Annotated in this window: 24 protein-coding genes and 1 pseudogene; 17 read left to right on the plus strand and 8 right to left on the minus strand. The window is 53.2% G+C overall.

Annotated elements, in window-relative coordinates; all coding sequences use genetic code 11:
* Positions 1 to 12 precede the first annotated feature (12 nt).
* Genes FHW16_RS13205 through FHW16_RS13220 form a run of 4 tightly spaced genes read left to right on the plus strand, consistent with a single transcriptional unit; the run spans position 13 to position 4,632 of the window.
* Entirely contained in the window at positions 13 to 954 is a 942-nt protein-coding gene (locus FHW16_RS13205; protein WP_182549679.1) for an ABC transporter permease, read from the plus strand.
* Entirely contained in the window at positions 947 to 2,077 is a 1,131-nt protein-coding gene (locus tag FHW16_RS13210) for an ABC transporter permease (RefSeq protein ID WP_182549680.1), read from the plus strand. The genes FHW16_RS13205 and FHW16_RS13210 overlap by 8 nt, the downstream gene beginning before the upstream one ends.
* A gap of 15 nt (positions 2,078 to 2,092) precedes the next feature.
* Positions 2,093 to 3,013, plus strand: coding sequence for a serine hydrolase (locus FHW16_RS13215; protein ID WP_182549681.1), 921 nt, complete (start codon positions 2,093 to 2,095; stop codon positions 3,011 to 3,013).
* The gene (locus FHW16_RS13220; RefSeq protein WP_182549682.1) at positions 3,010 to 4,632 is read left to right on the plus strand and encodes a dipeptide ABC transporter ATP-binding protein; all 1,623 of its coding nucleotides are present in this window, start codon (positions 3,010 to 3,012) and stop codon (positions 4,630 to 4,632) included. Before FHW16_RS13215 ends, FHW16_RS13220 begins: the two co-directional genes overlap by 4 nt.
* Before the next feature lie 406 nt (positions 4,633 to 5,038).
* On the opposite strand, the gene FHW16_RS13225 is transcribed toward FHW16_RS13220, so the two are convergent.
* Entirely contained in the window at positions 5,039 to 5,899 is an 861-nt protein-coding gene (locus FHW16_RS13225) for a LysR family transcriptional regulator (RefSeq protein WP_182549683.1), read from the minus strand.
* A 95-nt stretch (positions 5,900 to 5,994) separates the two neighbouring features.
* On the opposite strand from FHW16_RS13225, the gene FHW16_RS13230 reads away from it, so the two are divergent.
* The 7 genes from FHW16_RS13230 (at position 5,995) to FHW16_RS13260 (ending at position 16,016) form a co-directional block, all read left to right on the plus strand.
* Positions 5,995 to 7,311 carry an aspartate aminotransferase family protein gene (locus tag FHW16_RS13230; protein WP_182549684.1) on the plus strand — a complete coding sequence of 439 codons (1,317 nt, stop codon included), beginning with the start codon at positions 5,995 to 5,997 and terminating at the stop codon, positions 7,309 to 7,311.
* A 402-nt stretch (positions 7,312 to 7,713) separates the two neighbouring features.
* Positions 7,714 to 8,226 (plus strand): sigma-70 family RNA polymerase sigma factor, encoded by a 513-nt coding sequence (locus tag FHW16_RS13235; RefSeq protein WP_182549685.1) that lies wholly within the window; start codon positions 7,714 to 7,716, stop codon positions 8,224 to 8,226.
* A gap of 101 nt (positions 8,227 to 8,327) precedes the next feature.
* Entirely contained in the window at positions 8,328 to 9,287 is a 960-nt protein-coding gene (locus FHW16_RS13240) for a FecR family protein (RefSeq protein WP_182549686.1), read from the plus strand.
* 192 nt (positions 9,288 to 9,479) lie between these two features.
* On the plus strand, positions 9,480 to 11,897 hold the full coding sequence (locus FHW16_RS13245; RefSeq protein ID WP_246711750.1) for a TonB-dependent siderophore receptor: 2,418 nt from the start codon (positions 9,480 to 9,482) through the stop codon (positions 11,895 to 11,897).
* Positions 11,898 to 11,905: 8 nt separating this feature from the next.
* The gene (locus FHW16_RS13250; RefSeq protein WP_348643884.1) at positions 11,906 to 12,787 is read left to right on the plus strand and encodes an ABC transporter substrate-binding protein; all 882 of its coding nucleotides are present in this window, start codon (positions 11,906 to 11,908) and stop codon (positions 12,785 to 12,787) included.
* Positions 12,784 to 14,790 carry a Fe(3+)-hydroxamate ABC transporter permease FhuB gene (gene fhuB, locus FHW16_RS13255; protein ID WP_182549687.1) on the plus strand — a complete coding sequence of 669 codons (2,007 nt, stop codon included), beginning with the start codon at positions 12,784 to 12,786 and terminating at the stop codon, positions 14,788 to 14,790. Before FHW16_RS13250 ends, fhuB begins: the two co-directional genes overlap by 4 nt.
* 137 nt (positions 14,791 to 14,927) lie before the next feature.
* The gene (locus tag FHW16_RS13260) at positions 14,928 to 16,016 is read left to right on the plus strand and encodes a sensor histidine kinase (protein WP_182549688.1); all 1,089 of its coding nucleotides are present in this window, start codon (positions 14,928 to 14,930) and stop codon (positions 16,014 to 16,016) included.
* 117 nt (positions 16,017 to 16,133) lie between these two features.
* On the opposite strand, the pseudogene FHW16_RS13265 reads toward FHW16_RS13260, so the two are convergent.
* Positions 16,134 to 16,288: pseudogene (locus FHW16_RS13265) on the minus strand (IS5/IS1182 family transposase); the annotation flags it as partial.
* A 256-nt stretch (positions 16,289 to 16,544) separates the two neighbouring features.
* Here FHW16_RS13265 and FHW16_RS13270 point away from each other — a divergent pair.
* The gene (locus FHW16_RS13270; RefSeq protein WP_182549689.1) at positions 16,545 to 16,709 is read left to right on the plus strand and encodes a hypothetical protein; all 165 of its coding nucleotides are present in this window, start codon (positions 16,545 to 16,547) and stop codon (positions 16,707 to 16,709) included.
* 133 nt (positions 16,710 to 16,842) lie between these two features.
* Here FHW16_RS13270 and FHW16_RS13275 read toward each other — a convergent pair whose 3' ends face one another.
* Positions 16,843 to 17,496 carry a hypothetical protein gene (locus tag FHW16_RS13275; RefSeq protein WP_182549690.1) on the minus strand — a complete coding sequence of 218 codons (654 nt, stop codon included), beginning with the start codon at positions 17,494 to 17,496 and terminating at the stop codon, positions 16,843 to 16,845.
* A 331-nt stretch (positions 17,497 to 17,827) separates the two neighbouring features.
* Here FHW16_RS13275 and FHW16_RS13280 point away from each other — a divergent pair, with 331 nt between their 5' ends.
* Positions 17,828 to 18,004, plus strand: a complete 177-nt coding sequence (locus tag FHW16_RS13280; RefSeq protein WP_182549691.1) for a DUF1634 domain-containing protein — start codon at positions 17,828 to 17,830, stop codon at positions 18,002 to 18,004.
* Positions 18,005 to 18,520: 516 nt separating this feature from the next.
* Positions 18,521 to 19,381: a hypothetical protein gene (locus FHW16_RS13285; RefSeq protein WP_182549692.1), complete on the plus strand. Its 861-nt coding sequence runs from the start codon at positions 18,521 to 18,523 to the stop codon at positions 19,379 to 19,381.
* A gap of 83 nt (positions 19,382 to 19,464) precedes the next feature.
* Here the strand turns inward: FHW16_RS13285 and FHW16_RS13290 are convergent, their stop codons facing one another.
* The gene (locus tag FHW16_RS13290; protein WP_182549693.1) at positions 19,465 to 20,178 is read right to left on the minus strand and encodes a Crp/Fnr family transcriptional regulator; all 714 of its coding nucleotides are present in this window, start codon (positions 20,176 to 20,178) and stop codon (positions 19,465 to 19,467) included.
* 247 nt (positions 20,179 to 20,425) lie between these two features.
* Between FHW16_RS13290 and FHW16_RS13295 the strand changes: the two genes are divergently transcribed.
* On the plus strand, positions 20,426 to 21,091 hold the full coding sequence (locus FHW16_RS13295) for a hypothetical protein (protein WP_182549694.1): 666 nt from the start codon (positions 20,426 to 20,428) through the stop codon (positions 21,089 to 21,091).
* Between the two features lie 188 nt (positions 21,092 to 21,279).
* Entirely contained in the window at positions 21,280 to 21,996 is a 717-nt protein-coding gene (locus tag FHW16_RS13300) for a hypothetical protein (RefSeq protein ID WP_182549695.1), read from the plus strand.
* Between the two features lie 389 nt (positions 21,997 to 22,385).
* Here the strand turns inward: FHW16_RS13300 and FHW16_RS13305 are convergent, their stop codons facing one another.
* The 3 genes from FHW16_RS13305 to FHW16_RS13315 are packed head-to-tail and all read right to left on the minus strand — an operon-like array spanning position 22,386 to position 24,221.
* The gene (locus FHW16_RS13305; RefSeq protein WP_182549696.1) at positions 22,386 to 22,934 is read right to left on the minus strand and encodes a hypothetical protein; all 549 of its coding nucleotides are present in this window, start codon (positions 22,932 to 22,934) and stop codon (positions 22,386 to 22,388) included.
* A 55-nt stretch (positions 22,935 to 22,989) separates the two neighbouring features.
* A complete protein-coding gene (locus tag FHW16_RS13310; protein WP_182549697.1) occupies positions 22,990 to 23,919 on the minus strand; it encodes an ankyrin repeat domain-containing protein in 930 nt (309 codons plus the stop codon).
* A complete protein-coding gene (locus tag FHW16_RS13315; protein ID WP_182549698.1) occupies positions 23,877 to 24,221 on the minus strand; it encodes a hypothetical protein in 345 nt (114 codons plus the stop codon). Before FHW16_RS13315 ends, FHW16_RS13310 begins: the two co-directional genes overlap by 43 nt.
* A 230-nt stretch (positions 24,222 to 24,451) precedes the next feature.
* Between FHW16_RS13315 and FHW16_RS13320 the strand changes: the two genes are divergently transcribed.
* Complete coding sequence (locus FHW16_RS13320) at positions 24,452 to 24,592, plus strand: hypothetical protein (RefSeq protein ID WP_182549699.1); 141 nt, start codon at positions 24,452 to 24,454, stop codon at positions 24,590 to 24,592.
* A gap of 677 nt (positions 24,593 to 25,269) precedes the next feature.
* Here the strand turns inward: FHW16_RS13320 and FHW16_RS13325 are convergent.
* Entirely contained in the window at positions 25,270 to 25,596 is a 327-nt protein-coding gene (locus FHW16_RS13325; RefSeq protein WP_182549700.1) for a hypothetical protein, read from the minus strand.
* Positions 25,597 to 25,786 lie beyond the last annotated feature (190 nt).

Consider the following 25,786-nt stretch of genomic DNA (forward strand, 5'->3'; position numbering starts at 1 on the left):
GTGATCGCGTCGATGGGATTTATCTATTTTCTATGCAAACGCATCCTCGCTGCGCTTATCACCGTTGCAGTGACGATCACCGTCTCTTTCTTTCTGATGCGGCTGGCGCCGGGCGGGCCTTTTGACCTCGGCAGAATTATGCCACCGCAGGTACAGGCGAACCTCAAGCGGCACTTTCATCTCGATCTGCCGATCTTTGATCAGTATCTGATTTACATGAGAGATTTGCTTCACGCCGATCTTGGGCCAAGTATGGTCTATGTCGACCGATCCGTGTCGGCAATCCTGGCTTCCGGTCTGGTTGCCACACTGCAAATCGGTATCTGCGCCATTATCCTTGCACTGGTTCTGGGCATTGCCGTCGGCGTACTCGCCGCAGTCAGCCCAAACGGACTTTTGTCCCGCCTGATCGTGAATCTGTCCATGGTCGGCGTGCTCGTTCCCTCCTTTATTCTGGCACCGCTTTTGTCATTGGTACTCGCTTTCCAGTTGCGCTGGTTTGCCATTGCCGGTTGGGGTGATGGGGGCTGGTTCTATCTCACACTACCGGTGATTGCCGTAGCGTTGCCGCAGGTCGGTATTATTGCGAAGCTGATGCGGGCATCGCTTATGGATGTTCTGGGGCAGATGCACATCCGCACTGCAATCGCCAAGGGTTTGCCGCCAGCGGCAGTGCTGGTCAAACATGCACTGAGACCTGCACTCTTTCCGGTGATTTCCTATATGGCGCCAGCCATGGCCAATGTACTGACCGGCTCTGTCGTCGTTGAGCAGGTCTTCGCTATCGATGGCATTGGCCGCTATTTTGTACAGGGAGCACTCAACCGGGATTACACAACAGTCATGGGCACCGTCATTGTCTATACGAGTCTCATCGTGCTCTTCAACATGCTCACAGACTTCGTTTATGCACTTGCCGATCCACGCGTTCAGGCGGGGGTCGCCAATGACTGATACTGCTCCAACCCTTAACTCCACCCAGCGTGAACCAGGTCTTTGGCATCAGGCAGCCATCCGCTTTCTGAAACGCAAATCCGCGGTTGGGAGTGCTGCCTTGCTGCTTCTGGTGGTCGGTATCTGCGTGATTGGCCCTATGCTGTATCCCCATCCATACAACCAGGTTTACCGGGATTACATTCTTGTTGCACCGGGCCTTACGCCGCGGCCAGATCCCGCAACCGTCGAGAAAGGCTTCACCAAGGCGGCACGTGATGCTGGCGCGAAGGTTTCCGAATACAGGATTGACGAGGCACGTGTCGTTACAGCAATCGTCGAAGCGCGCAACCCACTCAACCCCGACTTGTTAACAAAGTCGTTCGCGATGCGCGGGCTGTTTGGCGTGCCCGATATAAAGATGGCTTCTGATACAAACCGGGCGGAAATAACTGTCGCAACCAACACAATCGTTTTTCCGCTTGGAACTGATGCCAACGGCCGTGACTTGCTCGCAAGGATTATGGTGGGCGGCCGGCTGTCGCTTCTCATCGGATTGACTGCAACAGCGGTCAGTCTTGGCATCGGCGTTGTCTATGGTGCGATTGCCGGATATGCCGGCGGCCGTACAGATGCCTTCATGATGCGTGCAGTGGACGTCCTCTACGGCATTCCATTGCTGTTCTTTGTCATCATCCTCGTCACCTTTCTCGGGCGCAACATCATCCTGATGTTCATCGCTATCGGTGCGATAGAATGGCTGACAATGTCGAGAATTGTTCGCGGCCAGACCATGCAGGTAAAGGCACAGGAATACATCTTGAGTGCACGTGTCGCCGCGCTGTCGGGCGGGACAATCCTTTTGCGTCACGTCCTGCCCAATATTTTGGGTCCAGTCGTCGTTTATGCTGCGCTTAATCTTCCTGCGGTCGTTCTGGCGGAAAGCTTCCTGTCTTTCCTAGGGCTCGGTGTGCAGGAGCCAATGACAAGCTGGGGTGTTCTGATAGCCGACGGCGCCGGGCACATGGAGACTTCTCCATGGTTGCTCATCTATCCCGGTATCGCTCTCGTGGTAACCCTGCTCGCAGTGACCTGGGTGGGCGAAGCCTTGCACCGCGCCATTGATCCGAAGAATTTGGACTAGACCGACGGGATGGAAATGAATTCTCCAATTTCAAAACGCATCGTCAGCTCCGGGCCGGAAATCGTGGAACGCGTCTTCGAGAATTTCGGCAATCATCTTGGTCGTGACGAGTTTGGTCTTGCAATGCGTCTCTACGATACGCCGCTCGCGGCAGCGGCCGTGAAGGATAATTTCAGTGACGGTGTGTGGTACGGCTACCAAGCCGAACAAAGCTTTTACCCGGCCAGTGTTTCCAAACTTTTCTATCTGGCCGCATTTTTCGGATTCACGGAGGCCGGCAATTTCACGCCCACACAGGAAGATGAGCGTGCACGCGATGCGATGATCCGCGTTTCATCCAACGACGCAACAACCTATCTCTTCAATCGGTTGACCAACACGTACGGAGGTGAAGCTCTCGATGATACTGAGATGGAGGAATGGTGCTTCAAGCGCCGTTGCATCGAAGAATGGTTCAAGACCTGGCCAAACCCGTCAATCCATACGGGCATCAGGCTGCGTCACAGCACTTTCGACGAAGGGCCCTATGGGCGCGAATATAAATCCCGTCAGCTGGAAGGGGCGAATATGCTCACACCGCTCGCGGCGGCCAGTCTCATGCACGATATAGCTGCGTCCAAAGCAGTCTCAATGCAAAGCTCAGCTTCCATGATGAGAACACTAACACGGGATTGGCAGCGAATGCCGGGACACGTAGCGGACGCGAGCGAGGATCAGGTAAAAGGGTTCCTGTCGGAGCGACTTCCGGCAATTGTTCGCTGCTGGAGCAAAGCTGGACACACCTCGACTTGCCGCCATGACGTGCTCTACTGCGAACATCCAAATGGGCGCAGTGCCGTGATTTGTGTTTTCAGCAGCGGCCGGTGGAGTGCAGACAATCAACGATTGTTGCCAAGCGTTGCCGACGAAGTCTACAGTCTGTTGGTGACGCCGTGAGAGCAACCAATACGGACCGCAGGCAGCTTCTGACGTGCACCGGCCTGACGCTTCGCCTCCCCTCCAGTGACCCAGATGTTGCTGCCAAGGCAATCCTCAACAATGTCGATTTCACGATAAACAGGGGTGAAACGCTTGCAGTTGTGGGAGAGTCAGGCTCAGGGAAATCGACCTTGAGCCTGTGCCTGCTTGGCCTTCTTCCCAAAGAACTTGTGCGGTTCGTCGATGGCGAGATACGACTGAATGGAGCTGATCTCATCAGACTTGATGAACCTTCATGGCGAAAACTTCGTGGTGCCCGCATATCCATAATCTTCCAGGAGCCAATGACGTCGCTGAATCCGGTGATGCCGATCGGCAAACAGATCGTGGAAGCAATCCGGGTTCACCGGCCCATGAGCAAAGCTGACGCCTGGAGCGAAGCCCTGGGACTCCTCAGAAAGGTGAAAATTTCAGATCCGGAGGTGAAAATGAACGCCTATCCAGGACAGCTTTCTGGCGGCCAGCGGCAGCGGGTGATGATTGCCATGGCATTGTCCAATAGCCCGGACATCCTCATTGCCGATGAGCCGACAACCGCACTGGATGTTACAATTCAGGCGGAGATCATTACACTTCTGCAGCAGTTGCGTGATGAAACAGGGATGGCTCTCCTGTTCATCACCCACGACCTTACATTGGTGCGAAGCATCGCTGATCGGGTTCTGGTCATGCAGAACGGCGCGGTGGTAGAGCAAGGCCCCACCGACGAGGTTATGAACGATCCCAAACATGACTACACGCGCTATCTCATCGCCTGCAGACCAACCGGCTCCAAAGAACCAGTTTCGCCGCTTAACCCGGAGTTGCTGGGTGTCAAAAATCTAACCGTCCAATACACTCAGTCATCGGGCTTCTTCTCAAAACGGTCAAAGACAACTGCCCTGAGCGATCTGAGCCTCAGCGTAAAATCTGGTCAGACCATCGGCATTGTCGGAGAATCGGGCTCGGGTAAATCCACCTTGGCTCGCGCCGTCCTGCAGCTCGTCTCCTACGAGGGCCAGATTACCTTTGCAGGTCGACCGGTCAACAAAACCGCTTCACCGGGCTTGCTGGCATTTCGCAAACAGGTTCAGGTCGTGTTTCAGGATCCTTATGGAGCACTGTCTCCGCGAATGACAATCGGTGAGTTCATTGCAGAGCCACTCCGCGCGCATTTCCCCCAGTTGAGCCAAAGCGATAGGAAAAGCAGGGTTGCCGAGCTTCTGGAAGAAATCGGCATTGGGCGCACCGAGATGCACCGCTATCCGCACTCCTTTTCAGGCGGACAACGCCAGCGCATTGCAATTGCCCGGGCTTTGGTGATGAACCCGCAAATGCTGATACTGGATGAGCCGACATCGGCGCTTGACGTTTCTGTGCAGTTACAGGTGTTGAAACTGCTTCGCCGCCTTCAGGAGCAACATAATCTGACATATCTGCTTATCACCCACGACCTCGCGGTGGTTTCGGCGATGGCTGACGAGGTCCTTGTTCTCAAAGACGGCAAGGAAATCGAGCGGGGCGCGACTTGGCAAGTGCTGAACGACCCGCAACAAGAGTACACGCGACGATTGGTGAGCGCAGCCATGATTGAATGACATCTTGCCACTAGCCCTGATCCCAGCGTGGATAAATTCGCCTCTCTACATCTGTGTGCGTCTCAAGTTTGCGGGTTTGAGCACCGCGTGCGTGGCGCGGCGACAGCGCTCGCCGCTTGATCCGACTTCCGGCGGTTTTCTGCGTATACATTGCGGGTACAACGCTGGCGCTGCTAGGATCCCGGACGCAGACCGCTGTTATCGTTCGGTGGACGAGAAGGCGCTATGCAGGAAGGTCAACGTATTTTTCCTCGGATATATTCGGCAACCTTGAACCGACGAGCCAGCCAATACTCTGTTCAAAGTGACAAAGCCACAAATATACCTATTCGGTTTAATATCATTCATTTCGGTTGATAGTCTCTTTTGCCTGCCTTACATCGTGTTTGCGCCGGCGGGCTGATGATTAGGCCGCACGCCTCAACACTCTACGGATGTGTTGGGCGAAGGCCTTTGTCGCGGGTGATTGATCAGACTCTGTAAAGGCGAGTGAAATCCCCAGACTGGGGAGCGCTGGCAGTGGATTTCCGAGAACGTGCAGGTCGGATGGAACTGCCTGTTCGGTCATGACGCTGACCGCAAGGCCGGACCGTGTCACAGCAACCAATCCGGCAAGACTGTTGCTCGCATAGGAGATCCGGTATCGCTGCCCTACGCGCACCATGGCTTCACACGCGGCCTTGTGATCGATTGTATTGGAGGCAGAGAGCGCAAGCGGCACAGTATCGCCGAAGTTGCAAAGCTCGAACGTCGGTTGTCTGCCGACCCAGACCAGGGCCTCTGTCCAGACGACATCGTGGGAATCTGCCCAGCTGGACATTGACACAAGCGCAAGGTCGACCTGCTTCGAATGCAGAAGCTTTCGAAGTTGGTCCGTTGAAGCAGCGACGACCTTGATTTCAACATCCGGATGCGTCCGCCCAAAACTTTGGAGGAGCGATGGAAAAGTCGAAACCAGATAATCCTCGGGGCAGCCAAAAACGATAGAGCCACGCAAACCACCCCCCGAAAACGCTGTGATGGCTTCGTCGTGGATGCTGAGAATGCGCTCGGCATATTCCAGAAAGCGCTCACCGTTGCCGGTAAGGCGGACGCCGCTCCCGCCTCGATACAGGAGATCCTGACCGACGATCTCTTCCAGCCGCTGCATTTGCATCGTCACGGCCGATTGTGTCCGTCCGACTTGAACGGCCGCAGCACTGAGTGAACCCGAGCGCACGGCATGAACAAATGTGACAAGCAAACGCAGGTCGAGCGGCGGTTTCATATTAATTTTCCTAATATCTCAATCATAAAACTATCAATTTTACTGGCCCTGTACCAGCCGATAGAGTCCGCCGGGAAAACTTTCCGAGGTGACTCATGTCAAAAAATGAAAATGCCGCGTTCTGGAACTCTGCCCGGAAGCACTTGATCCGCTATGGGGGTACCTTCGATCCCGCCATTATCGAGCGCGCGGCAGGATCATTCGTCTATGATGCAGACGACAAACCGATCCTCGATTTCACCTCGGGGCAGATGAGCGCATTGCTGGGTCACTCTCACCCAAGGATCGTCTCGACCGTTCAAACACAGGTCGCAAAGGTTGCGCATCTCTTCAGCGGCATGCTTTCCCGCCCCGTGGTAGAGCTCGCCGAACGTCTGGCTGCGCTGGCCCCAGGTCTTGAACGGGTGCTGTTGCTGTCAACAGGAGCCGAGTCCAATGAAGCAGCCATCCGCATGGCCAAGCTCGTGACCGGTAAGCACGAAGTCGTCGCCTTCTCAAGAAGCTGGCACGGCATGACCGGCGCGGCAGCCTCGGCAACCTACAGTGCCGGCCGGAAAGGATACGGGCCAGCGACGGTGGGATCGCTCGCCATTCCGGCGCCGAACACCTTCCGCCCACGTTTCAAGAATGCGGACGGGTCGCTGGACTGGCGTACCGAGCTCAATGACGCCTTCGCTCTCGTCGACAGCCAGTCTACGGGAAGCCTCGCAGCGTTCATCGCCGAGCCTATCCTGTCCAGCGGTGGCATGCTGGAGTTGCCAAGGGGCTATCTGACCGCCCTAAAACAAAAGTGCCACGAACGCGGGATGCTGCTCATCCTTGATGAGGCCCAGACTGGCATCGGCCGCACGGGCGAGATGTTCGCCTTTCAAAGAGACGGTGTTACCCCTGACATTCTGACATTGTCCAAGACAATTGGTGCAGGGCTTCCGCTGTCGGCCGTCATGACGACGCCGGAGATCGAGGACGCTGCATATGAAAAAGGCTTCCTGTTCTACACCACGCATGTTTCCGACCCTCTTCCTGCTGCTGTCGGCCTGACGGTGCTGGACGTTGTGAAGGAAGAGCGCCTCGTTGAACGGGCCCAGTCTTTGGGCGAAAAGCTGCTCGATGGCCTGTCCCGGCTCAAGCAGCGATATGAGTGCATCGGCGACGTGCGCGGGCGGGGTCTCTTTCTGGGCGTCGAGATCATCAAGGACGAGCAGAGCAGAAGCCCTGATCACGAACTTGGCTCGGAGATCGCAAAAGAAGCTTTTGGGCGTGGACTGAACATGAACATTGTCAAACTACCCGGAATGGGTGGTGTATTTCGAATAGCGCCTCCTCTTACAGTTTCAGAAAAGGAGATCGACCTGGGGATGACGATAATGTCAGACTCAATCGAGAGCGCACTCAGCGCAAGGGAAGTCTGAGCCGACTGCAACAGGTAGCGGAGCGCCGCCCTCGTTGCGTTATTGTGCGACAAAATCCGCGAACCCGCGTATCAATTGAAGAATACCGTTGCCATTCAAAGTCAGTGATATGCGAGCAAGGCTTCGAAAGCGGTCTGTTCAGCGCGATGACTCTCGGCGTCGTTGGACCGATATACCATGTGCTATTTTTTGGTGTGCCGTTATGGGTAAGAATCTCCAGTCATTCGTTGCATCAGCGTTTTTATATCCTACGCTCAAGACGGCAGTTAACGATTGTGGTTCGAACTATCCGATAATTGCAGTTGGTTCGAGATTGCTCTAGGGTCCGATCTGTTCAAACAATCCGTCAAGCCAACATAGATGTAGCCAGACGATCCCTGTAATTCGAATTGGTTTTGGTAAATGGTGGCGGAAGACAGGCCTTCTCTGCTGCATATATTGACATTGCACTACAGCGACCTTGTCAGGCATCTGACCCGCAAGCTGGGCAGTGCCGCGTCGGCAAAGGACGTTGCGCAAGATACCTATTTGCGCCTGCAGCATGTATCACCCGATACCCATGTTCAGAGCCCACGCGCCTACGTGTTCCGGATTGCAGATAATATTGCAGTCGACCACCTGCGCAGCGAAGCATCCCGCGCGCGCTATATTACCTCCTCAGAAGTACCGGATCAGGCGGTCGATGAGCCTTTACCAGATAGGGTCATTGATTATCGACAGCGCCTGACAATACTGGAACAAGCCATTGCAGAGCTCCCGCCGAAATGTCGTGAGGTTTTCCTGATGCATAAATATGATGACCTCACGCACGTCGAGATCGCCTCCGAATTGGGAATTTCGCGTAGCATGGTCGAAAAGCACGTCATGAAAGCCCTTGCACACTGCCGCAGCCGGCTCGGCGATCTGTTGGATTAAATAATTGTCAAAGCCAGATGAGGTATCTGGCCTCCCCACTCGTCTAGTTCATGTGAAGCCAGAGAAAGAACAGCTCTCTTGCCATTGCCCCCGGTGCCCTGATGGCTCAAGCCAACAATGAAATCTCCAGCACTATGACCCGCAACACCGCCCTTGCGTGGTTCGTGAAGATCAATTCCGGCGATGCTTCGCAGTCTGACCGGCATGAACTGGACATTTGGCTTGCAGCGGATGGTGCTCATGCACGTGAGTACGAAAAACTGTCAGCGATATGGTCAGCACTCGATGCCATGCCCGATCCGCGTGCGGGCGTCCGGAGCACTCCCTCCCGGACACCAACCATATCGCGCCGCATGTTTATCGGCGCCGCAACGCTGGCAATTGCTGGTGGTGGAACTGTATGGTTCGCCGGTTTGCCTGATTTCGTGACCAGCGATCATTATACAGGGACATCCGAACTCAAAACCGCAACTTTGACAGACGGAAGCTTCATCAATCTTGATGCCGATACGGCGCTTTCAGTGGAGTTTACCTCAACGGTGCGACGCATCGTGCTACAGCGCGGGCGCGCCTTCTTCAAAGTTGCGAAGGATGCGAGCCGGCCTTTTATTGTTGAAGCCAGTCAAGGCAGCATAACGGCGCTTGGCACTGAGTTCGTTGTTCATCTTAGCCCGGAAGACGTTACTGTCGCGGTTCAGGAAAGCGCCGTTTCCGTGGCGCCCCGGATGGACGCAACTGCCGCCCGGATTGAAGCTGGTGAAGCCATTTCCTATGGCCCCTCCGGCCTAGGCGATATCCGCCGGGACGCGAGTGAAACAGAAACCGCATGGCAGCGCGGCAAGTTGATCTTTGAGGATCAGCCACTGCGCAAAGTTATTGCCGACCTTAACCGCTATCGCAGCGGTACCATCCGGATCACAGACAAAAGCCTGCTTGATCTGCATGTCAGTGGCATTTTCGATATTAGCAATCCTGATGGCGTGCTTGACGCCATCATTGGGACATTGCCCGTAAAGAGCATTCAGTTGACGCGCTATCTCGTGCTCCTGCGCCCCGCATAATAGCTTTCTTTATATTATGATGAATATTTTCATGTTTTAAGGTGAGGTAGCTATCACCTGGACTCGTCTTGGCATCGGAGAGACGCAATCTGCGTTTCGGGCGACATGATACAGATGCGAAGCGAGGGTAGTATGCGGGGGCTTGGGAAGTTTGGTTTGGATAAGGCGGGGTATCGCGCGCGCCAATTGAGTATGGCACTGTTAACGACAGTAGCGTTTTATCCCGTCGCAATGGCTCATGCGCAAACGGCCGGGCCCGCCCAGGCAGGTGAGATATCCTACTCCATCCCTGCCACCTCCTTAAGCCACGCTCTTGCCGCCTACGGCGAACGAAGCAATCTTCAGGTGCTCTACACCGCGGACCTTGCCAAGGGCCGTAATTCGCCCGGCGTTTCCGGTAATTTCGCTCGGGAAGATGCATTGCGTCGGCTGCTGGCCGGAACCGGACTAAGTTACCGGTTCACAAATGCCACTACCGTGACCCTGATTGAGCAAGCCTCCTCAGCGAGCACTTCGCCCGCACCGGATGGATCCATTGTTCTTGATCCGATCACAATCAGTTCTCGGGTTGAAAGCGCCTGGGGACCGGTTGACGGCTATGTTGCCAACCGCAGCGCGACGGGGACAAAGACAGACACACCGCTGATCGAAACCCCACAATCCATTTCTGTCATCACCAGCGATCAGATGAAGGCCCAAGCGGTCGATAGCCTCAACAGCGTCCTGCGATATACCCCCGGTGCCAGCGGCGATCTCTATGGAACGGACAATCGTGGTCTCGGTGTGATGTTGCGTGGCATGTCCAGTGCCAACGGCGTATTTTATCGCGATGGATTGCAATTGAAAGAAAGTAATTTCGTTCTGTTCACCGGATTGGATCCGTACGGTGCCGAGCGCTACGAAATTCTGCGCGGCCCGGCATCGGTTCTTTACGGTCAGGCAGCGCCCGGTGGGCTGATCAACTATGTGAGCAAGCGTCCGACTGAAGAGAAGGTCAACGAGATTTCATTCAGCGCCGGCAGTTTCGACCGTTATGAAGGTAAGTTCGACCTCAGTGGTCCGCTCAATGCGGACAAAACATTGCTTTATCGTCTTGTTGGTCTCGTCAGAGACGGAAACACTCAAATCGATTTCGTCAAGGACGACCGCATCTTTATCGCCCCATCCATCACGTGGAAGCCTGATGAAAACACAAGCCTGACCGTTCTGGCCAACTATCAGAGAGACCGGTCAGGATGGGCCATGCAGTATCTTCCAGCCGACGGCACCGTCCGCCCGAGCAGTGTGGGGTTCGGCAAAATTCCTGCCAGTCGTTTTGTCAGCGAGCCGTCCTTCGACTCCTACAACAATACACAGGCATCGATTGGCTATGAGTTCGAGCACCGTTTCAACGAGACGTGGAAAATCCGCCAGAACGCACGCTACGTCTGGTTCAAGCACGACGAGGAAGGTGTTTTTGGTTTTGGACTTGAGCCTGACGGCGAAACTTACAACCGATACGCCGATGTCGGCGGTACAAGCCTTAACGGTGTCACCGTCGACACGCAGGCACTGGCCGAGTTCGACACCGGTAAACTCGATCATAAGTTCCTGATGGGTGTCGATTATACCCGCTACAATTATCGTGACTATGCGTCCAGTGCAAACGTAGGCCAGCTCAATATCTATCACCCTGTGTATGGCAACCCCGTAACGGATATTACACCCTATCAGGATGCAAATACGCATCTGCAACAGGTAGGGCTCTACGCTCAGGACCAGATTACCCTGGACAAATGGCACCTGACTTTGGGTGGTCGCTATGATTGGGCCAATGCGTCAATCGACAATCCCTACAATGTCGATCATCCCTCGCTGAAGCGGGACGACAAAGCATTCAGCGGACGTGCCGGTCTCGTCTATCTCGCCGACAATGGACTTGCTCCCTATGTGAGCTATTCCGAGTCTTTCCAACCGACGAGCAACGTAGATACAAATGGCAACTTGCTCCCTCCGGAGACGGGAAAACAATACGAAATTGGGATCAAGTATCAACCGACTGGCTGGAATTCATTCATCACCTTGTCTGCCTTCGATCTCACACGCCAGAACGTCGCCCGTTATGGCGGCGTGGGACGTCCCGATGATGTTCTGGCGACGGGCGAAATACGGTCCCGCGGCATAGAGCTCGAAGGCGTTGCCAGTCTTGGCTCCGGCCTCGATCTCAGGCTCGCCTACACCTATCTCGATACGGAGATTACCAGCCCGACAGAGGTTGACGCTGAAACAGGAACCAGCAATCAGGGCAACACACCCTTTGGTGTTCCCACCCACAGCGCTTCACTGTGGGCGGACTACAAGGTTCAGAACGGTGTATTGGAAGGCCTCGGACTTGGTGCTGGCGTACGTTATGTCGGCGCGACATTCGGAAATGACGCCAACACGTTCAAGGTTCCCGCCGTCACGCTGTTCGATGCTGCCATCAGCTACAACTGGAAAGACCTGCAGTTCCAGCTGAATGCAAGCAACCTGTTCGACAAGAAGTATGTCGCCTCCTGTTTCAATGAAAGTTACGGATGTTTCTATGGCGAAGGACGGAAGCTGACGGGTTCCATGAAGTATCACTGGTAATCAGATCCGTGAGTGCAAGAGGCATATCCGCGGGGATCACACGGCGCGTCTGCCTTGGCGGCATGGCATTTGCCTGGCTGGCGGGCAATGCTTCTCGAGCTCAGACCGGCACACCGGAACGTATTGCCTGTCTCGAATGGACATCCGCCGAGATGGCAATCTCTCTCGGTTTGGTGCCGCTTTGCCTTTGTGATCTCAGGGGATATGAGGATTGGGTCGTTGCGCCGGACCTTGCCTCATCAATTCTCGACCTGGGATCGCGCAGTGAACCCAACCTTGAAATGCTACGCGATCTGCAACCGCATCTCATTACCGGAGCCTATGGCTACGGTCTGGAGGAAAGCGACTTCAAGCGGTTCGCGCCCACATTCAATGTACCATTCTATGACGGAACGATGGCTCCCTATGCTCAGGCCCAGAAGGAAACCCGACGGCTGGGAGCCATACTCGGACGATCCGCCGAGGCAGAAGCCCTCGTCTTTCGTGTCGAGAACACCGTGGCACATGTTCGGGAGCAGATGGGTAACCGGGCAACACGGCCGCTCTGCATTGTCAGTATGTTCGACGACAGGCATGTACGTGTTTACGGTGCAGGAAGCCTCTTTCAAGACATACTGAGCAAGCTTGGCCTCACCAATGCCTGGACAAAGGAAACCAACACATGGGGCTTCTCTTCCGTTGGTATTGAGGAACTGGTCTCCATTGGCGATGCAACACTGATCTCGCTTGATCCCATCCCCAAACACGTGAAGATCCGGATCGATCAAAGCACGCTTTGGAATAACCTGCCTTGTGTCAGAAACGGCAAGGTGATCACCATTCCGGCAGTTTGGCCCTTTGGCGGCCTGGCCGCAGCTGAACGCTTTGCGAGCCTGTTGGCAATGACATGATCCGCTTGCCGCATTCATCCGCTCATCCCGCAAGTTCGCGCAACCGCAATCTTGCTCTGCTGGTTCTCTTGCCGGCGCTGCTTGCTGCCATACTCTCCTATGTCGCATTGAACCATCTGCTGCCCTCTGATCAGTGGTGGCAGTCTTTCCGCGCAACAGATTTGACCGATCCAAATCAGCTCATCTTTCGCTACTCTGCGTTACCCCGCCTCTTCATCGCGCCTTTGGTCGGTGCCGCGCTCGGTCTGACCGGGACGATCCTTCAGCAGGTTCTGCGCAATCCGCTTGCGGAGCCGACAACTGTTGGCACCAATGCAGGTGCAAGTCTCGCCATTGTCATCGCAACACTATACGCGCCATGGATGCTTGAGACCGGAAGAGAATGGGTCGCACTGGCCGGCGGAACTGTCACAACGGCGATTGTCTTCATGCTTGCCAAAGGGCGATCGTTTTCGCCCGTTACAATGATCATAGCCGGATTGATCATCAGCCTGACATGCAGCTCGGCGAGCTCGCTTTTGATGGCGCTTAATCGGGAATACTCGGAAGAACTGTTCATCTGGCAGAGCGGTTCTCTGGTACAGAACGGCGGTGACGCCATTTTCAAGCTTCTGCCTTGGGTTGTTGGTGGTCTTTTAGCATCTTTTGCGCTCTTGCGGCCGCTCTTGCTGCTGGAGCTCGACGATGAAAGCACGCAAAGCCTTGGCTCACGGCCAACGCTTGTCAGACTGTCCAGCATGTTTATTGCAGTCGTTCTCAGCACCATGGTTGTCGCATCAGTCGGCGTCATCAGTTTTATCGCTCTCGCTGCTCCGGCAGTGGTGCGCATGTGTGGTGCGCGAACACTACGCCAACGGTTAACGTGGGCACCTTTGGCCGGAGCATCCCTCCTGTGGCTGACTGATCGCCTGGTCCAGATGGCCCCCTTTCCTTCCGAAGTTCCGACTGGCACTGCAACGGCACTCTTCGGTGCCCCGCTGTTGTTGCTGTTGCTGATTAAATTGCGCCCCGCCGCAATCACCGCACGTCCCTCCCACGTGTCAGTCCGAACAGTAAATACAAGGTTGCGATTGGGTATGATGCTTGGGCTATTGATCCTTGTGCTGGTTGTTGTCTTTATGTTCGGCAGAAGCGCGGGCGGCTGGTATTGGCTTCAACCTTCGGACGTTTCAAACCTGCTTGATCTGCGCGGTCCACGGACTTTGACCGCACTGGGTACCGGTATGATGCTTGCACTTGCGGGTACATTGATGCAACGCATGACCGGAAACGCAATGGCGGCCCCCGAAGTGCTTGGAGTATCTGGCGGAGCCACGGTCGGGGTTCTTGCGGTGATGCTCCTCACCAGTGGCGTCAATCGTTCATTGACGTTTACTGCCGCCGCTGCCGGCGCCCTAGCAACACTTTTCATGCTGCTTTTCTTCGGACGGCAAAAACGGTTTTCCGCCGACCGGCAATTGCTGGCGGGCGTTTGCATCGCAACAATTTCTTCATCCATTGCCGCTGTCTTCATAGCCGGCGGCGATCAGAGGATCGACTTTCTGCTAGCCTGGATGTCCGGCTCTACCTATCACGCCAGTCCGATGGATGCGGTCGTTGCGATTATTACTGCAGTGCTCCTGCTTGCCATCATTCCGCTCACGGCACGATGGCTCGACATTCTGCCCCTCGGCGGTTCAAGCGCGCGCGCGCTTGGCGTGAATTTGCCGCTCGCCCATGTGATTCTGATGCTTCTGGCAGCTATACCGGCCGGAATAGCAACCCTGCTGATTGGTCCGCTCAGTTTTGTCGGATTGATGGCGCCCCATCTTGCGCGCTTTCTGGGATTCCAGCGGGCAATTCCGCAGCTTTTCGCGTCTGCCGTTATCGGCGGGCTCATTCTGGTCAGCGCCGACTGGATGGGCCGTACACTGATCTTCCCCTGGCAAATACCGGCAGGACTTTTGGCCGCCTTTGCCGGTGGTCCCTACTTCATGGTGCTGATGCTAAAAGACAGAAGATGACCGTACTCCGGTAAATTGACGATCATTCCTAAATACTTTCGCGACATGGGGGGATGAACGGTCTATCGTTGCTGAGGATCATAGAGGCAGAGCAATCGATCTGCCCTATTTCGTCCAGATCGGGCCAACCTTATTTCATGATCACTCTTCAGAATATCGAAGACGCGCAGAAACTCGCCCAGGCAATCGTTAATACGATTCCTGAGCCGTTCGTCGTTCTCGATGATCGCTTTCACGTCCTCGCTGTCAGCCGCTCGTTTTACGCTGCATTCAAGGTTGATCCCGAACACACGCACGGAAAATTGCTGTATTCACTCGGTGATGGGCAATGGGACATCCCTGCCCTGCGCATTCTTCTGGAAACCATCATCCCTGAGAAAACAGCCATGGACGGTTTTGAGGTAGAGCATGATTTCCCAAATATCGGCAAGCGAACCATGCTGCTTAATGCCCGCAAAGTGCTTTACGATGACAGCAGCATTTCGACCATCCTCCTTGCCTTCACCGATGTTACTGATCGCCGCGTCATAGAACGGGAGAAAGAGCATCTTCTCCAACAGACCGAAGAGCTCTTGCGGCAAAAGGATATGCTGCTTCAGGAGATGCAGCATCGTGTCGCCAACAGCCTGCAGATAATCGCGAGCATATTGCTGCTCAAGGCGCGCGCCGTCACGTCGGAGGAAACCCGGCTGCACCTGCAGGATGCACATCAACGCGTCATGTCTGTAGCCGAGGTCCAACGCCATTTGCACACATCCAACGGTATCGACCAGATCGAAGTCGGCTCATACTTGTCGAAGCTGTGCGAGAGCCTCGCATCATCCATGATCGGCGAGACACGACCAATTATCGTTCGGTCGGTATCTGACAACGCTTGGATCGGCTCCGACAAGGCTGTCAGCCTTGGTTTGATCGTGACTGAACTTGTTATCAATGCGATCAAATATGCGTTTCCAACAACCAAGGATGGCGATGCCATTACGGTTGCCTACGAGATCGACACGGACGATTGGAAACTCAGCGTCTCCGACAATGGCATTGGCAAGAATACAATTACTGAAGCGACAAGCGTAGGCGGGCTAGGGACGGCTATCGTGCAAGCTTTGGTCAAACAGCTTGACGCTCAGATGAACGTGGACAGCAGTCCCGAGGGAACAAACGTGGCGATCACACGGGCAACCTTCGCATCGCGCTTGCCGCGAGCAGCACTCGTGGCCTCTCCCTAGATTTTTTCCTTTGAAAGTGCCGCTTGGGTGCTGTTTGATTGGTGCCTGCAGGGACATGTTCTCTGCCGCAAATTAAGCCTGTGACGACCAGTTTTAAATCTGAAAACTCCCAGAACCATGCAGCGACCTCGCCCGCAGACGCCGCCCGAGGATGGCTTGTATCGACCGATTGCCATCTCGACAAGCGAGCTTTTGCCGTAGCCGTTGGAGACCTGCCACTTCATCCGGCCATCCCTGTCAATTGCGACGATATGCCGGTCCCTCTGGCCGGGAGGTCTATGACGCCATGACTTTGTCTGATGAATTGGGAAATGGACAATTCCAAACTATTTATGGGTATCCAACCACACTATACAATTTTTGTGACGGGCAAGCGCTGTGTCGAGAAGCATAACGACGAATTGGCAATGGATTTCAGCGTCTGGAATGGCGCTATGGCTCTTTAAAAAAGGGAGCATCATGGTGGCAACTAGTTATGAGGACCGATACATACACCACCTGCCCGCACCCAACTGGAGCCGTTGTTAAATGCCGATTTTGTTTCTGCTGCCAATCGCTGCATTGATTTCCGCATGGATGGCCATGACGTATGGCAAAAGACTGCGATATCCTCTTGTCTTTCTGGGCGTGCTTATACTTGCCATCTGGTTCTGGTATCTGTTCGCTCTGATCCAGATGGACCTTCCAGATTAACTGCAGGCTCAGCATATCGGGTGCGCCGATTAAATTCCCGGGAGGTGGATATCGATGAACCCGGCACTTGGCCGATCGATAGACAGAAGCAGTGATCATTTTTGGGCGTCCATCTGCAACGGTCACAACGAGATCACTTTTGCTCCTCGGCCGTAACCACAGCCGCATCCACCTGCCCGTTCGTTGGAGAATAAAGAACAGCGCCTTCATAGATTATTTTTTGAGGATGCAAATTCATTATCTCAGACGAATATACGGCTACGCCACGGCTATCGCCTTCAGATACTGTCGGACCGTAAACATGCACATTTGAAACATAATCCCATAAAACAGTTTCACCGGTACGCCAGATCGTATATCCGCCAGACCCTATTTCAACTTCCCGGGTGTTGAGGAGTGTTTTTTCTTTGCCTGGTTTATCCATTGCCACGAGATTGAAAGCAAAGGTGCCACCCTCCGGATAGACAAACTCAATGATGCTGACTTTGGTCGAAGCTACGACGCCAAACAATCTGTCGTCGTGTTTCAAATCTTTGTGTTTTCCATTTTGAAGGTCCGAGTCAGCGGCGTTTTCGCCTTTGGGCAACGCTTTCCACTTTTCCAGCGTGATCGGGTTTGCAACAACAATCACGGTACCACCATCGTTGAGCAACGGTGGAGCGACGTAAACCGTAAGTTGCGCCTTCAGGAGAGCGTCTTTCCGTTTTTTCGAAAGGTAGATATCGGCCTGAACAAAAAAGGTGAGGCCCAAAGCAACCACAACCGCTGTGTAAAAGAGTTTTCTCATTTGTCGCTCACTTTACCTGCATCGTATTGCAATGCGAAATCCCCCGTCTGAAGCAGTACTTGCCCATCTATTACATATGGGGGCACCTGCCCAATCTCCCGCCGCCTCGAGCACGCGAGAGGTGATTGAGCTTCTCCTTGCCAATATATCAACGTGAATGAGCGTGGAGCGCCGTTCTGAATGGTCTAATTCCTAGGGAGTGCAGCGATTGAACACTTGGCAACCCTTCTTCACTAAGGCATGTGGATCGCATCTCTGGTGATCGCAGGGGCTTTCCCTCGCGTACTGGGAATCCATACAACATCCCCAACACCCGTGGGGCATGGCATTGATGACCATCGGCATCGCACTCTTTGTCCTGCTTCCGGTCTCGCAGTTGGTTTTGATCATCGTGATCTTCATCCGTGAACGCGATTATCGTTTCAGCCTGATAGCAACCTTGGTGTTTGTCATCATCATGGCCGGCACACTGCTTGGCTACTTTCTGCCATCTCATATTTCGGCTTGAACGGCCGCGACACAGCACTACTTGTATTCCCTTTCCGATACCGAATGGAGTGAATTGAAAGCATCATCAATTCGGTCGCGACGGGCCGGGACGGCCCTTCTGCGTTGCGGCGACTGCGGTGGCTCAGTCTATGCGAAACGGTCCAGTCGTGGCTGGCGTCATTGCTATCATTTCGAAACTGAGACTAAAGCTTGTCACCGCCCTAGCAGGCTCACCCTGAGGGAGAGCATTGGCCCCGTAAAAAACCCGAATTGCTAAACCGCACTACCTTGATCGAATAAGCCTGGGGCAACAGGAAACCCAAATCTACATCGAGGACGTCAGGCCGTGAGAGTGTCTGGGACCACCTGTATTCCTGTTCTCGGTTTCTCCTGACTTAGCTCTGTTCCATTGGAAACAGAATACGGCGCCATACATGAAATACGGTGCCATGGCGTCGCACGGCGACGCCTCGCCGGGTAAGTGACAACCAACTCGAACAATTGCCCTGTGAGTTAACTCTCAAGGAGATGTGCCATGAACCGTATACAGTTTCTTCGGACAGCATTTGCAATTGCATCTGCCAGTCTGTTTCCCATCATGGAAGCACAGGCCAATGATGATTTTTCCTGTTGGCAGCCCAGCAAGACAACAGCTGCAGCTTCTGCCGAATATTGGACGAAGGATCGGCGCGACAAGGCTCTGTCAGAAGATGATGCAAACAACTTTGTGGGTGGCGACAACGACAAGCTGGGTGATGCTGAAAGAGCCAACATTCAAGATGCTCCCTACAAATTTGGGGGAAAGGTGTTCTTCACCCGCGGCGGGCAGAACTTCCAGGCGAGCGCCCAGTTTGTAGGCGACAACAATATTGTGATTGCGGCCGCGCACAGCATGTTCAAGGCGGACAAACAGGCAACAAATATCGCATTTTACCGAGGTTACGAAAACGGCGGCGGCACCCCGTTCAGCTTCGATCAGGTGGCGATATTGGCCGCATGGAAGCCTGTCAGTACAGATAAACCATCTTTCGAGCGTGCAGCATTGGATTATGCGGTGCTACGGACAACCACTCCATCTGATGCAGGAGCCTTTACTCTGGGGATCGGCCCATCTTTTACTGATGTCACGATAATGGGTTATCCCGGCAATCTTGAAAATGGGAACCTCATGTACGCACAAACTTCAACCAAAGATCAACAGGTCGGAAATGCTTTCGAGGTACGGCCGAACGCTTTTCTACATGGATCAAGCGGCGGCGCGTGGTTCGTACCGCAAGATGGCGGATTTGCTGCAGTCAGCACGGTATCAGGCGGCACTGACATCCATCTTTTGGGTCCGGCTTTTACAAGCAAAACACAGGAGCTCATCGCCTTTGTGAAAGCTGGTTGTAAATAGAATTCATGTTTAACCTGATGCCGATTGAAAAACGGCATCAGGCTTTCGATAGATACATCTGCGTAAAATGATCCAACGTGTTTTTAGGAGGAGTAGACGTGCTGGCGCGAGAGATTTTCCAGGGAGCGGCGATTCAAGATCGTAATTTGGTTATTCTTCACCCGAATAAGATTTTCATATTTCCATGCTTGTAACTGTGCATTTATCTTAGGCCGACTTGCATTGATCAGGTGTCCAATCTGGCTTTGAGATATCGTTCTATCTATGAGGATTCCATCACTTACAGTTTTGCCGTACGTCTCGCTCATATTCATCAATAATCGCGCCAACCGTGTTTCCAAGGAATAAATCGACATTCCTTCTGCAAACTCGATCACCTGATGCAATCGCTTAGACATTCCCGTCATCAGTGCAGTTGCAAAAATCGGGGTATGTATCAGGCGCTCGAAGATCACCTTTTCGATTGTCAGAAGTCGTGTGGTCTGATCTGCAATAGCATTGGCTTGTCTGGCGCACTTTGAAACGAGCTCAACATCTCCAAGCACATCACCGACCTGTAATTCAGAGACAATGACTTCCCGGCCCTCCGCCGAGCAGAAGTACACGCTCACGCCACCTGACAGCAGCGCGTGAAACGCAGTACAGGCGTCACCCTGCTGGTAGATCACCTGGCCCCGCGCATAGGTCTTAACCCGCACGTTTCTAACAATATAATCCAGAGATTCAGCATCCAATTTCTTGAAGAAATCAAGCTCTCGAAGCTCTTTTGTTCGCTCTTCGTAGATGGCCGCGTTCATATTTACCCCGGCTAAGAACGTACGTTTGTGAAACGACGCGTCTAAACTAAGCACGAGGGCAATATGCAGTTAAATACAACTGAGAGTTGTTACACCGGTAACAGGCAGAGTGCGTTTTTCTTCTTATGATCGCATTGTATCAATTGATAATTTCAAGAACTAACACGCAACTATCAATTGAACCTGCCAACGCTCAACAATATTGATTGGCCGTTGCTGCGGAAGATCAAATCTAGGAGGACTATCCATGTCTACGTTACTGACGATCAACGTCAAGAATCTTGAGTCCGCTACTCAAGGGTTTTACTTTTTCCAGCAGCCAGCCCTCTACGCGGGTGGGCCAGTTGTCTATAGCAACAGCCTTTTTGCTCAAAGCCTCGGAAATTTTAATGATACGGGTTCAACCCTGACATTCCAGGTGAACATGCAGTATTTTGCCGGCATTCAACAGGCACACAGCACTCCGCAGGTTGGGCAATCGTCAGGCTATGCTTCGGCCAGCCGTGCGATAGATCTGGCACCTGCATCGGGCACCGCAAACGATTGGACCACCGCGTCTGCGAGCCCGTTGGGTCTGAGCCAGCCGACAGCTGGAACAGGTGTTCAGCCTGGGGCATTTCGGATCACGACGCCGGTCTACGCGCCGCCCGCCATCTTCAATGTTGGTTCGGCTGTTGAAGTGAATGGCGGCATTGCCTTGTCCAACTTTGTCGTGGCCAATCCCAGCAACAATACTGATTGTCAGCCGATCCTGAAATACTATGTCCAGACAGGCAACTACACTCCTGGCACGGTCATGAACTTCAGCGCCTCGAGCGTTAAGGCAGCTGTGTGTGATTTCACCGGAGGCCATTCAGTCATCAACGTTACACTCAACGCTGATGGGACATGGGCAACAGAGACCATACAGTAAGCTTTGATCTCAGTTCCCCATGAGTGTGAGTGGGCCACCGCCCGGCCTGCTCACACGATTTTTGGAGCGCCGTGCCGTAGACCATCCGCGTATGTCTGCGGATAGAAGCGTTTGTTTTACAGCACACATATCTACAAGAATTCAGGTGAGTGCCTTGAATTAATCAGGCGGCGACAAGAGCAAAAATCGTGAGCTATCAATACCACATCATCATCAAAAACATGTCCGCGCGGAACATGTCGTTCTATGCTTTTCAAAAGCAAGCGACATTCACCAATTCGGGAATTTCGCCCAATGTCCTTGCCAGTAGTCTCGCCTGCGGACTTCTTGCTCCCAACAGCAGTTCCGGAGCGCAGTTGGAGTTCGGTTTTGATGAGCAGATTTATGTCGGCGCGAAAAGCAATACCGCTTTGTCAACGGCGACAATGTTGGATGCCAACATCTTTTTGACAGCAGCGGCAGACACGACCGGGGTAACGGCCGCTATACAACCAATCGAATTGACCACGACGACGCCAACCCAAACCGTCGACAATTATTCAGTGATGACAACATCTCCCCTGGGATTGTCTGCCCCCCATTATCAGACCAACCTCAACGCAGGACATTTCGGAGTGGAAATACCGACCTATGCTGCCTCAACTGCGGCAGAACTTTATTGCGGGTGTGCTGCTATCAATCAGGATGGCAGCATAACATTGTCGAGCTTCATCACACCCGTTCCCAATAGCCAGCTTTACTGCGCTCCGGAGGCGGTCTTTTATGTCCAGACGGGCAGCTTTCCAGTCGGCCAAATTATTCCCTACACAACTGAACAAGCGGCCGAATGCGACTTCACATCCGGCTATTCCGTTATTAACGTCACTTATGAAAATGACGGCTTCTTCACAACAATTGGAAGCTAGCTGACGATGGGAAAAACAGTGCCGGACTTTGGACATGACGCTTGCCGAATATAACAGGTGCCGTTACCGCGCAAAACGATATTCGCTCATTTTGTTTTGCTCGTTTGTGGGGGCATCCCTATCCGCAGCAGGCCAGAACTTACCGTTTGTGGTGATATTTGGTCTTGGGTTCGGGGTGGCGGCTGGATTGCTAGCCATTCAGATCAAGCATATCTCTGCATTTAGCTGCCCCCGCTGTGGCAAGGATCCACTCACTTGGGTCTCTTCCGACCCAAATGATGCCGACGGAGCTACTTACGACAGCTTAAGCACAATTTGTCTGAACTGTAAGTTTGATCTTCAAACATAATCGACACGGTTTTGGCACCAGATCGTAGTGTGGGAGAAGGCTATTCTTCACCCGGCAATTTTACATTCACATCGTAGGAACAGCCGACTAGCGTTTTGCCGGGGTGACTGCTGACAGTGGATATATTCCGCGTGATCCGTGTGGTGACAGTCCAGCCTGTATCCTGGTCCTTTTCGACCTTGTTTATCAGCTCGCGCTCGCCAAGAAACTTATCTGATCCAGGAAAACTATTCTGAATCTTTTCCTGTAGCGCCAATTTACTCGGATCGGCAACATCAAGCACTGCAAGCACAGCGTTGGCACTGAACACAATTTTATTGGTTTTATAGCCGGCAACCTCAATCGGTGAAGGAAGCCTATATTGCGAGAGGAACAAGTTGCCTGATTCCTGTTTCTTCCAGCGCCTTTTTTTGAAACCGCCATCCCCGGCACTCAACGTTACAGAAAAACCCATATACTGGCGCGCATCGAGTTTGCAGTTGATCGCATCAACGACATTCACGGCATTGGGATCATACTCTTTTTCGGCTTGAGCCAATACCGTGGTCAGGATCAGCAACCCTCCAGCGACGGATAAGCGCGCAATCATCCTTCAGTCTCCATTCTTTTGAACCCACGCTACATATTTTGCGGTCAGCGAGCGGCTATTTCAGCAATTCAATTGTTGCGGGATTCTCAGTACTCTGTATTGGCGTTTTTCCCGCATTGTTGATCTGGTTCCGGTCTGCTCCGTGTTCGAGCAAGGTCCTGATTACCGCAGGGTCCTTGTTATAGATGACTGCAAGGTGAAGCGGGGATTCTCCCGTTATCGTACTGCGCTCATTCACCTTGGCACCACTGACAAGCAGAAGCTCGATCATATCCCGTGTGCTTCGAGTGGCTGCAAGGTGTATTGGATAATAACCCTCGCCATCGACTGCATTCAGGGAAGCACCGCAGGCCAGCATGGCTTTTGCCTTTTTGACGTCTTTTCCTGTGACGATATTGGCAAAAATGGTGGATTTAAAACCTTTGACGTAATTGTCGTTCGGGCTCAGTTGAATGCATGGATCAGAACTTAACTGATTGAGTTGGTACTTCGCACCGGCATGCCCAAGCTTGGCCGCCTCGCGATACCATTTCGCAGCTTCTTTCTTGTCCTGTTTAACGCCGCTCCCGTCCCGATAGATATCTCCAAGGACAAGCTGGGCTTCCATCTCGCCATTTTCGGCAGCCTTGCGATACCAGTAAATCGCTTTTGCATCATCTTGAGTGACACCCTCGCCATTGCTGTACATTACGCCAATACTGAACTGCGAATACGCGTCACCACGTTCTGCCTGCGGCCTCCAGTGTTTCAGGGCGGTGGCATAATCCTCATTCATATACGCGTCATAGCCAGGATCAGCCCATGCGTTGACGGAAAGGCTCACCATTGCAAAAGAACCCAACATGATAAGAATTTGCCGCATTGTAACTCCGACAAGAGAAGCGTGAGGGTATGTACAAAAAGTCGCTACTTGAATTTCGTTTGAACCGCCAAACTGAGTGTTCAACCTGCCATCGCGTACATGATGAGCAGAAAGGGGATCCATGAAACGATATTGATCCAGACGCAGATTCTGTATTCTCGTCTGTGCACAAAATTGGCCGGCTCTTTCGACGCTGCCAATACCATGGACAGAATACTTGAATGCAGCATGATGGCTCCCACCAACCAGGCCGATAAGACCAATATCAGACCACGCGGATCCGGTCCCATCCCATCACCGCCATGCCGAGGCGAGTAACTCAAACAGAAGTAAAGCCAGGCCGACAAAACGAGCACGCTGATGGCGAGGCTAATCCTGTTGTAGTATTTCATTTCAATCCTTTGTGGGGCCATCTGGGCGGACATGTAAATTCCGTACTACGCTGCCTCGAACAGAAGTTTCCAATCCCTCCAGATGATATTCCGCCCATTGGAAAGAAAGAGACTTTGGTGTTCATCTCAGGCCAATTTCTATCAATACAGACAGCGACAGACACAGGAATGCCATAGCTATCAGACAAGAGGTCATCACGCGACGATTGTCTCCTTCCCTGTGTGCAAAGAGCGCTACGGGCAAAGCCAGCACGAAAAATATAATGCCAAAGAAGAACCAGGATAGAGGCCTTTTGCCCTTCCAGCTTGCAATTGCCGCAATGGCAAAGCCCACCATCATCAACGACAATACAGCACTTATGACAGGCGCTATCTCAGGTTTCAAATCGGTGTTCCTGCATTGATATTAAGTTTGACTGAGAAATGACCGCTCCGGTATTACGGGTCCTGATAAAGGTTGATGGTCGCTGGACCAGTCCCGCAATTTCCCCCCCGCGCCAAAGATAAGCAACCCAATCGAGGGTCAGCGCCACCAGTATGAATAACACAAGCACAAGTCCGGAAAAGATAATACCCATCATCGACAGGGCCCAAAACACCGGACCTGCCTGTTGTCCAACATCAAATACGACTTTAAGACCCGACATACTGAAATCGGCACGATTTCAATGATTGCATAAACGATAATGGCACGTCGCACCGCCGTGCAAAGGCGTGGTCTCCCGGCAGGAAACAAGCACCAAGCGCCGAGCAATACCACGAGAAGAATGAACCACGGTCCAAACACAAGTAAGGCGGGCAGACCGCTAACGCCTGTTGGGCCAAATTGTGCCTGAGCTTGTTCAACCAGCCCTGACAGACCCAAGCCCAGCGCCAAGGTCACAATAATCCGGCGGTAGGAGCGACCGTTCAAATCAAAAATCTTTTTGACCCTGACAAGGCAATACGGCCGTCGAGATGACTTTTGAACTGAAGGGCATGGATCCGGCATACGCGGCATCTGGTTTTGTCGAACAATCACTCGCGCCCTTTCGTTTGGCGAGCAACGCGGGCTTGGAAAAATACCGCCCAATGCCCTACCCTAATTAGCCGAGATCCATGTGCCGTCTGATCCTTTCTTAAGAACGGTAACAAGGCTGGTTGGCGCGGCACCATTGATCCTGACATTAACGATGCAGGCATAGCCCTCTCCAACATGATTACAGAGGCCTTTGGGCGAAATATCCGCACTCCTGGCGAGGTCAGCCTCAGAAGGACTGGTCGCTGTTGCAACCATGGTGGAACGGGACACATTGACGATATCACTGGTCTTTGGGCCTCCCATGAGGAAGCTTGGCCCGTACATAAAATAAACGGCCGCGATCCCGACAAGTGCCGCAATAACGATGATACCCAGAAATTTCCGCATGATGTTTCCACTGGTTAATTGCTTGGTGAATCAGGTTGCATGTTCAACTACTACATTGTTTCAATGCCACGTTCTTCAATGCAATTACAACGTGGCAACGCCTCTCCGGCTCATGCAAAATAATCACGAGAAATGTTGAGAATGATAAGTGCCGGGTGGAGTTGTCTTGCCGTAGCAACAATCATGGGAC

The sequence above is a fragment of the Phyllobacterium myrsinacearum genome, assembly GCF_014138285.1.
GTDB classification, from domain to species: domain Bacteria; phylum Pseudomonadota; class Alphaproteobacteria; order Rhizobiales; family Rhizobiaceae; genus Phyllobacterium; species Phyllobacterium myrsinacearum_A.

Excerpts from the sequence above, each read along its gene's own strand:
- FHW16_RS13205 (WP_182549679.1), top strand. The coding sequence starts at position 13 with ATGGGATTTATCTATTTTCTATGCAAACGCATCCTCGCTGCGCTTATC.
- FHW16_RS13210 (WP_182549680.1), top strand. The coding sequence starts at position 947 with ATGACTGATACTGCTCCAACCCTTAACTCCACCCAGCGTGAACCAGGT.
- FHW16_RS13215 (WP_182549681.1), top strand. The coding sequence starts at position 2,093 with ATGAATTCTCCAATTTCAAAACGCATCGTCAGCTCCGGGCCGGAAATC.
- FHW16_RS13225 (WP_182549683.1), bottom strand. The coding sequence starts at position 5,899 with ATGAAACCGCCGCTCGACCTGCGTTTGCTTGTCACATTTGTTCATGCC.
- FHW16_RS13230 (WP_182549684.1), top strand. The coding sequence starts at position 5,995 with ATGTCAAAAAATGAAAATGCCGCGTTCTGGAACTCTGCCCGGAAGCAC.
- FHW16_RS13235 (WP_182549685.1), top strand. The coding sequence starts at position 7,714 with ATGGTGGCGGAAGACAGGCCTTCTCTGCTGCATATATTGACATTGCAC.
- FHW16_RS13240 (WP_182549686.1), top strand. The coding sequence starts at position 8,328 with ATGGCTCAAGCCAACAATGAAATCTCCAGCACTATGACCCGCAACACC.
- FHW16_RS13245 (WP_246711750.1), top strand. The coding sequence starts at position 9,480 with ATGGCACTGTTAACGACAGTAGCGTTTTATCCCGTCGCAATGGCTCAT.
- fhuB (WP_182549687.1), top strand. The coding sequence starts at position 12,784 with ATGATCCGCTTGCCGCATTCATCCGCTCATCCCGCAAGTTCGCGCAAC.
- FHW16_RS13260 (WP_182549688.1), top strand. The coding sequence starts at position 14,928 with ATGATCACTCTTCAGAATATCGAAGACGCGCAGAAACTCGCCCAGGCA.
- FHW16_RS13270 (WP_182549689.1), top strand. The coding sequence starts at position 16,545 with ATGCCGATTTTGTTTCTGCTGCCAATCGCTGCATTGATTTCCGCATGG.
- FHW16_RS13275 (WP_182549690.1), bottom strand. The coding sequence starts at position 17,496 with ATGAGAAAACTCTTTTACACAGCGGTTGTGGTTGCTTTGGGCCTCACC.
- FHW16_RS13280 (WP_182549691.1), top strand. The coding sequence starts at position 17,828 with ATGACCATCGGCATCGCACTCTTTGTCCTGCTTCCGGTCTCGCAGTTG.
- FHW16_RS13285 (WP_182549692.1), top strand. The coding sequence starts at position 18,521 with ATGAACCGTATACAGTTTCTTCGGACAGCATTTGCAATTGCATCTGCC.
- FHW16_RS13290 (WP_182549693.1), bottom strand. The coding sequence starts at position 20,178 with ATGAACGCGGCCATCTACGAAGAGCGAACAAAAGAGCTTCGAGAGCTT.
- FHW16_RS13295 (WP_182549694.1), top strand. The coding sequence starts at position 20,426 with ATGTCTACGTTACTGACGATCAACGTCAAGAATCTTGAGTCCGCTACT.
- FHW16_RS13305 (WP_182549696.1), bottom strand. The coding sequence starts at position 22,934 with ATGATTGCGCGCTTATCCGTCGCTGGAGGGTTGCTGATCCTGACCACG.
- FHW16_RS13310 (WP_182549697.1), bottom strand. The coding sequence starts at position 23,919 with ATGGATCCCCTTTCTGCTCATCATGTACGCGATGGCAGGTTGAACACT.
- FHW16_RS13315 (WP_182549698.1), bottom strand. The coding sequence starts at position 24,221 with ATGTCCGCCCAGATGGCCCCACAAAGGATTGAAATGAAATACTACAAC.
- FHW16_RS13320 (WP_182549699.1), top strand. The coding sequence starts at position 24,452 with ATGCCAAAGAAGAACCAGGATAGAGGCCTTTTGCCCTTCCAGCTTGCA.
- FHW16_RS13325 (WP_182549700.1), bottom strand. The coding sequence starts at position 25,596 with ATGCGGAAATTTCTGGGTATCATCGTTATTGCGGCACTTGTCGGGATC.